At 48.2% G+C, this 7,258-nt stretch carries 5 protein-coding genes; 4 read left to right on the forward strand and 1 reads right to left on the reverse strand.

Features of this window, described 5'->3' with window-relative positions; all coding sequences use genetic code 11:
• Positions 1-400: MFS transporter (locus tag AC1DUA_RS15615; protein ID WP_477500647.1), on the reverse strand; the 400-nt coding region annotated here is incomplete at its 3' end.
• 170 nt (positions 401-570) lie between these two features.
• Between AC1DUA_RS15615 and AC1DUA_RS15620 the strand changes: the two genes are divergently transcribed.
• From AC1DUA_RS15620 to AC1DUA_RS15635, 4 genes are all read left to right on the forward strand, one after another.
• On the forward strand, positions 571-2,481 hold the full coding sequence (locus AC1DUA_RS15620; protein ID WP_477500648.1) for a vWA domain-containing protein: 1,911 nt from the start codon (positions 571-573) through the stop codon (positions 2,479-2,481).
• Positions 2,465-5,317, forward strand: coding sequence for a VWA domain-containing protein (locus AC1DUA_RS15625; protein ID WP_477500649.1), 2,853 nt, complete (start codon positions 2,465-2,467; stop codon positions 5,315-5,317). The genes AC1DUA_RS15620 and AC1DUA_RS15625 overlap by 17 nt, the downstream gene beginning before the upstream one ends.
• A gap of 98 nt (positions 5,318-5,415) precedes the next feature.
• Positions 5,416-5,898: a LiaI-LiaF-like domain-containing protein gene (locus AC1DUA_RS15630; protein ID WP_477500650.1), complete on the forward strand. Its 483-nt coding sequence runs from the start codon at positions 5,416-5,418 to the stop codon at positions 5,896-5,898.
• Between the two features lie 164 nt (positions 5,899-6,062).
• Positions 6,063-7,258: GTP-binding protein (locus AC1DUA_RS15635; RefSeq protein WP_477500651.1), on the forward strand; the 1,196-nt coding region annotated here is incomplete at its 3' end.

Genomic DNA, 7,258 nt, shown 5'->3' on the forward strand with positions numbered 1-7,258 from the left:
TATCAGCGATTACCGTTCCTAAGGATGTCGTTGATATGCCCCAACCAATCCCATGAACGAAACGGGCGGCAAGAATGAGTGTAATGACAGCCATGTACGAATAGCCGGCTATCGTTAGCGCACAGATAGCTAACCCAACAAGCAACACGTGCTTTCTACCAAGCAGGTCAAGAGCTCTCCCGGCAAAAGGGCGGGTTAGTAGCGATGAAATTGTAAAAATACCGATGACGAGCCCGATTTGCAGATCATTCCCCCCTAACTGCGATATATGTGTAGGAATGGTTGGGATTAACATTTGAAAACTAAAAAAAAGCAGTAAATTGGACAGCGATGTAACAAGAAAAGCCTTTGTCCAAAGCGGTTTCCGTTTTTTCTTTTCATTTTCAGATAAAGATTTCATGTGACCTCCCATGTTGAAAGTAGGCAAACCTGTTATATAGAGGGAAATCAGGCAGCACGCCTTTAAGTATGCCCAGAGGAATGTAATTGAACGCAACATGAGGTTTGATGGCAACGTAATCCACCGAAGAGTGTGCTTTTGACTAATATCATTTCGGAAAGGTGACACTTATGCAATTCGCAACTGTAAGCGGGCTGTGGTTCTCTTTGTCTATACCTTTCATTGTGCTGTTATATATGTTGAAACGCCGTTATATCGACACAGAGATATCCAGCCATCTGCTATGGCGGCGCATACTCCGTGAGCAAGAGGCTAACCAGCCATGGCAGCGTCTACGACGCCAATTACTGCTTTTACTTCAACTATTAGCAGCTATGTTTCTTGTACTGGCGCTGATGCAACCGGTGATTCGGGGCCAGCAGTCGGTGAAATCACATGTCTTTTTTGTAATTGACGCTTCAGCAAGTATGGCGACACTAGCGAATCAAGGTTCAACAAGACTGGAGCAAGCAAAACATAGCATCCTAACTTATGCACAAGAGGAAGCAAAGAACCGGACGTATTCTCTTATGGTCATCAAGGATCAGCCAGAGCTGGTTTTACAAAAGGAATCGAACGTTTCGGCGCTTCGAGAAGCCCTGGATCACATATCTGTTTTTTATGGCAAAACGAATGTTCAGGAATCGCTGTCTTTGGCTTCCGCTCTAACGCGTGAAGAAACCGATGGGGAAGTACGCATCTATACGGACAGGCAGTGGCCAGAGAAAGTAGAGGATATCACTTTTTCAGTACCTGCTCAGATCGTTAGTGCTCAACCCTCCAATGAGGAGGCTGCCGTGAATGTGTCAATTTCACAATTCGGAGTCAAAAATAGGGAGTCGGAGGTCAGCGCAGTTGCCGTGCTGAAAAATTGGGGGACCGTAAGCACGGAGGTAGAAGCAAAACTTTTTGCGGATTCGCAGTTGGTTCGAACCGATAAGTTGCAGCTGAAAGCCGGCGAGCAAAAGTCGCTTTTTTTGGAAAAGTTGGCTTATGCCAATGTGTACAAGCTTCAAATAGAAACAAGGGATTCCTTGGAAGCTGACAACAGCAGCTATGCTTTCCCGGAAGGGACAGGGCGAACACAAGTCGCCTATGTAGGGGAAGGGAATCTCTTCTTGCAAAAAGCACTTCTTCTGGCTAAGGCGGATGTGCTTCACATTCAGAGAAGCGATGACGGCACGTATCCGCCTCCAATAGGTTTGAAACCGGATCTAATCATCGTTGATGGTGTGGATGAATCCGCTTTGAAAACGAGCAAATGGCAAGAACTTCTGGCATCCAAGCCCTTATGGCGGTTTCCATCAGCTGGAGCATCAATGGTAGCTATTGAACGCAAAAATCCTTTTATAATCGAGGATCATCCAATCATGCGCTATATTCGTCTGCAGGATGTGAACGTCGCACAAGCACAGAGCCGAGCGGCTCTACCATGGGAAAAAGCGATCGTATCCTCAGCGGGCATTCCGTTGATCTTGGCAGGTGTAGAGGAAGGTGCTGCAAGGGTAGCATTTACTTTTCCACTCGAACAATCGGATATGGCCCTTCGGCCGGAATTTCCTATCCTTGTTCAAAACACGCTTGCTTGGTTAACTCAACATCAGGGAGGGAACCTTGGCCGCGTCATAGCAGGGGAACGGATTGATGTCACCTTGCATCCCCAGACAGTGAAAGCGGTATGGACAGCCGAAGGAGAAGCGGGAATTAAGGAGCAGGCAGCAGATCTTAATGGAAAAGTACTGTCTTCAAGGCAATCCGTGCCGATGCTGCCAGGATTGTATTCATTTAAAGAATTTGACGAGGCTGAACATGAGGTTGGGGCACACTTAATCGAAGTAGTGATGGATGCCCGGGAATCTAACGTGAACGCTTTAACGGACAATAAGCTCAGCATGAAACCAAACCCCGATCAGCAAACTTTAATGAATAAAGGAACTGATCCGAACATTGGTGTGACTTCGTTAGTTCCTTGGGTCGTGATGATTTTAATTTTGCTGCTTGGGTTGGAATGGGAGGTGTACCGACGTGGGCATTCAGTTTAAGTATTCCCTCGGTCTACTCTTACTATTGTTGCTGCCTGTTTACCTGTGGTGGATGTCGCGAGGCCTTCACCGGCTACAAGGGGCTAGAAAAAAACTCGTTATTACACTGCGCGCCAGTGTGCTGCTCCTTCTGATAATGGCCTTGGCGGGAGCTCAACTGTTCACTAGCATCAATAACAAAAGTGTTGTGTTCACGGTAGACCGCTCAGATAGTGTAAAAGAAGAAGCCAAAGCAGCTCAGTGGATCCAAGACGCGGTAAAAGCTCGCGGATCCGCTCAAGACGAGGCCGGTGTCGTTTCATTAGCGCTGCAAGCTTCGATTGAGAAGACGCTTGATATAAGAGACATGGATGGCTTTCAATTTACAACCCAATCGAATCCTCAATTCTCAAATGTGGCTTCGGGTCTACAACTAGCTTCGAGCCTTCTCACGAAAGGGAATGCTGGACGTGTCATTGTCATGTCAGACGGTGAAGAAAATGTAGGAGATATGCTGCGTCAAGGAAAGCTGCTCCGAGATCGCGGGATTCAGGTAGACGTAGTTCCACTGGCTGGCAAGGAACGTAAAGACGCAGCGGTAGAAGCGGTTCGCGTCCCAGAAAAGCTCTATCAAGCAGAAGCTTATACGATTGAAGTCATTATTCGCTCCACGAGCTCAGGGCCTGCTCAATTGCGGATATTTGAGGATAATCGAGAAATATCTGTGCGGTCCCTTGAGCTTACCAAGGGAGAAAATCGTTATGCCCTGCAATCACTTGCCAAAGAATCAGGCTTTCATCGTTATCGAGCAGAAGTGTATATGGAGGGTGATGAGCTTTCAACCAATAATACACACTATGCATTCAGCAAGGTGCAAGGGCCGCCGAAGGTGCTTATTGTAGAGGGGAAACCCGGCATTTCGCAAAATGTAGAGGGAGCGCTGCAAGCTTCTCTGATTCCTTATGAAACCATACAACCAGAGCTTTTATCCAATGATTTTGTGATGTACACCAGCTATGAAAGCATCATTCTCAACAATACAGCGGCTACTCAAATCCCTCAGCTCAAAATGGAAATGATCGAGGGCGCGGTCCGCGATTACGGTGTTGGCCTTGTCATGCTTGGAGGAGATAATAGCTACGGCTTAGGCGGGTATTTCAAAACACCTATTGAGCGAGCCTTGCCAGTCTATATGGATTTGCGAGGGAAGCGGGAAATTCCGTCACTGGGGATTGTGCTGGTCATGGACAAATCAGGCAGCATGTCCGGAGAGAAAATAAAACTGGCGCAAGAAGCTGCCTCGCGAACGGTTGATCTTTTAAGGGAAAAAGATACACTTGGGGTGCTTGGCTTCGATTCTTCACCAAATTGGTATGTACAGCCTCAAAAATTGAATCAGAAGTCGGATGTCATTCAGAAAATCAACTCGATCCCTGCAGACGGGGGAACTGAGATTTATACCGCGGTGGCAGAAGCATATGCCAAGTTAGCGAAAGTGGATGCACAGCGGAAACATATTATTTTGCTTACGGATGGTCAGTCGGCAACGACACAAAGTTATGAAGCACTGACTTCTGAGATGCAAAAGGAAAATATCACGATGTCGACGGTAGCGATTGGAACCGATGCGGATCAAGCTTTGTTAAGTAAACTTGCCGAGCTTTCGAAGGGCAGATATTATGCGGCGGTGGACCAAACGACGATTCCAGCTATTTTTAGCCGGGAAGCTGTTCTTATCTCCCGTACATATGTAGTTAATCAGCCTTTCGTGCCTGCAGTAACCGGTGGCTCAGATTGGGCAGGTTTGTGGGGGGGAGGTCTGCCGCAGCTCCAAGGTTATATCGCTACAACACCGAAGGAAGCAGCTGAAGTGATATTGTCGAGCCCAGAGCCTGACCCGGTTTTGGCAAGGTGGCAGTATGGTTCAGGGAGATCTGTAGCGTGGACTAGCGATGTTACCGGTGCGTGGTCCTCTTCCTGGGTCACTTGGCCATCATTTGCTCCGATGCTTACCAGCATGATCAAATGGACTTTCCCGCAATTTCAATCCTCGCCACTTGAATTGAACGGGCATTTATCAGGTGATGAGTTGTCCCTCCAGGCCAAGGTCGGCAATTCTGAACTTGACAGTACAGGCGGTCAGGGAGAACTTCGGGCTACCGTGACAGATGAAGATTTAAGTACACAGGAGCTAACTTTCACGTCTACAGCTCCTGGCGATTATTCAGCGCAGCTATCTGTGGATAAGTCTGGCGTGTATCTGGCCAAAACCGAACTCCTCGCCGCAGGCAGCGAGACGGAAGAGACGCCAAGGCGCGTCATCGGCAGCTCGACGACCGGCATTGTGATCCCGTATTCTCCGGAATACCGGATCACGGACGGTTCAGGGCTCGGCAAGCTTCAGCAGCTGGCTGAGCTTACGGGCGGCCGGATGCTCTCGTTGGAGCATCCGGAAGAAGCCTTCGCCTTCGCTTCTGCCGCGCAGAAGCGATTCATTCCCATCAGCGAGTACCTGCTGATGGCTGCGCTCGCGCTGCTGCTGATGGACATCGCAGCGCGTCGCCTTGCCCTGCCGCCCGGCCTGTGGGCGCGGGCGTTCACTCGGCGGGCCGCTCCTGCGGGCCCGCCCTCACCGGAGACGCCGCTGGCGCGTCTCCGCGAACGCAAGCAGCTTGCGGAGCATAAGCTGCAGCGCGGTTCGGAGCGTCGGGCCGTAGGCGACGCTCCACCGGCCGCTTCGCGGCCTGTGCCGGAGCAGCCTGCTGCTGCTCCGGAGGCTCCGGCGGCTGGCGGTGCGCCGCCGGACAGCATGAGCCGTTTGCTGGAAGCCAAACGGCGTGGCGGTGGCCGCAAATAGCTTGCAGGCTAGCAATTTTGAGCAAGGTACGATAAACTACTTGTTGAATGGTGTCGAATACGACATTGAATTGACAAGTGAAATAGGAGGGAATTCTTATGGCTAGAAATAGCTACTCCATCGGTATCCTGTTAATTGGCCTGGCCGTATTATTGCTTCTTGGGAAATTAGGCGTTATTCACTTTATTTTTTCCTTCTTATGGCCTCTTGTTTTGCTTGCACCTGGACTGCTTTTTCACATCTTGTACTTTAACCGCACTTGGCCGGCAGGCGTACTCGTCCCTGGAGGCATTTTGACGACGTATGGCTTGATGTTCTTTTTCTGCAACATATTTGGTTGGAGCTCCATGAGCTATCTCTGGCCTGGATTCATACTCGGCGTAGCCATCGGATTGTATGAGCTCCATCTGTTCGATCGGGGAAGTGACCGAGGGGTTTGGATTGGCGCAGTAGTGCTCGGTATCATTTCTGTGGTACTTTTCGGAATTACGCTGCTTGTCAAATTAGGGATATATGTAATCGCTTTGATCCTTGTTGCAGCTGGACTTCTAATGATTTTTCGCAGGAAAAATGTGTGGTAATCCGTATGTGTTTTATGTAAAAGTTTGATGTTGCTTGTCAATTGCCTTGCATAATGTCGAGAAACTGCGTATAATAAACATAAATGTCAAGCGTCGGCGCTTTTGTCCGACGCTTGTTTTATGAACAGAGACGAAAATTATAGGGTAGAGAGGGTTTGACATTCATGCAAGCAAGAGAAAAGATCCGCAATATTGCAATTATCGCTCACGTTGACCACGGCAAAACAACACTCGTAGATAAATTACTTCAACAATCCGGTACATTCCGTGACAATGAAGCAATCCAAGAAAGAGCGATGGACTCAAACGATCTCGAGAGAGAACGCGGTATTACCATTCTTGCAAAAAATACAGCTATTAATTATAAAGACTACCTGATTAACATCGTAGATACACCAGGACATGCCGACTTTGGCGGTGAAGTAGAACGTATCATGAAGATGGTTGACGGGGTTTTGCTCGTTGTTGATGCCTTCGAAGGTACAATGCCGCAAACAAAGTTCGTTCTTCRCAAAGCGCTTGAAAGCAACCTTAAGCCAGTTGTTGTCGTTAACAAAATTGACCGTCCGAATGCTCGTCCAGCTGAAGTAGTGGATGAAGTTCTAGACTTGTTCATTGAACTTGGTGCTACGGATGAGCAACTTGATTTCCACGTAGTTTATGCCTCCGCGCTACAAGGTACTTCCAGTCTTGAAGCTGATAAGCAAGATCAGAACATGGAAGCTATCTATGAAACGATCGTTACGCACATTCCTTCTCCGACAGAAGATGTGGATCAACCACTACAATTCCTTGTTACACTGATGGATTACAATGAATACCTAGGTCGTATCGGTGTAGGCCGTGTGAACCGTGGTAAAATTCGCCAAGGCCAAACGGTTGCGGTTATGACTCGTGAAGGCGGACAAAAGCAAGCAAGAATCGAGAAACTTTTCGGTTTCACAGGTTTGAAACGTATTGAGATTGAAGAAGCAGCTGCAGGGGATATCATTGCAATTGCCGGTATCAAAGATATCAACATTGGTGAAACGGTAGCAGATCCTGCGAATCCGGAAGCTTTGCCAGTATTGAAAATCGATGAGCCTACTCTGCAAATGACATTTGTCGTGAACAACTCACCTTTCGCAGGTCGTGAAGGTAAATGGGTTACTTCCCGTAAAATTCGCGAGCGTCTCTACAAAGAGCTTGAAACAGACGTAAGTTTGCGCGTAGAAGACACTGACAGCCCTGATGCGTTCATCGTATCCGGCCGTGGTGAGCTTCACTTAGGTATCTTGATTGAAAACATGCGTCGTGAAGGCTTTGAATTGCAAGTTTCCAAGCCGGAAGTTATCATTCGTCAAGTTGAAGGTCAAAAAAT

Source organism: Paenibacillus sp. 01T422 (assembly GCF_056398785.1).

Coding starts and splice junctions, on each gene's coding strand:
- AC1DUA_RS15620 (WP_477500648.1), top strand. CDS start 571: ATGCAATTCGCAACTGTAAGCGGGCTGTGGTTCTCTTTGTCTATACCT.
- AC1DUA_RS15630 (WP_477500650.1), top strand. CDS start 5,416: ATGGCTAGAAATAGCTACTCCATCGGTATCCTGTTAATTGGCCTGGCC.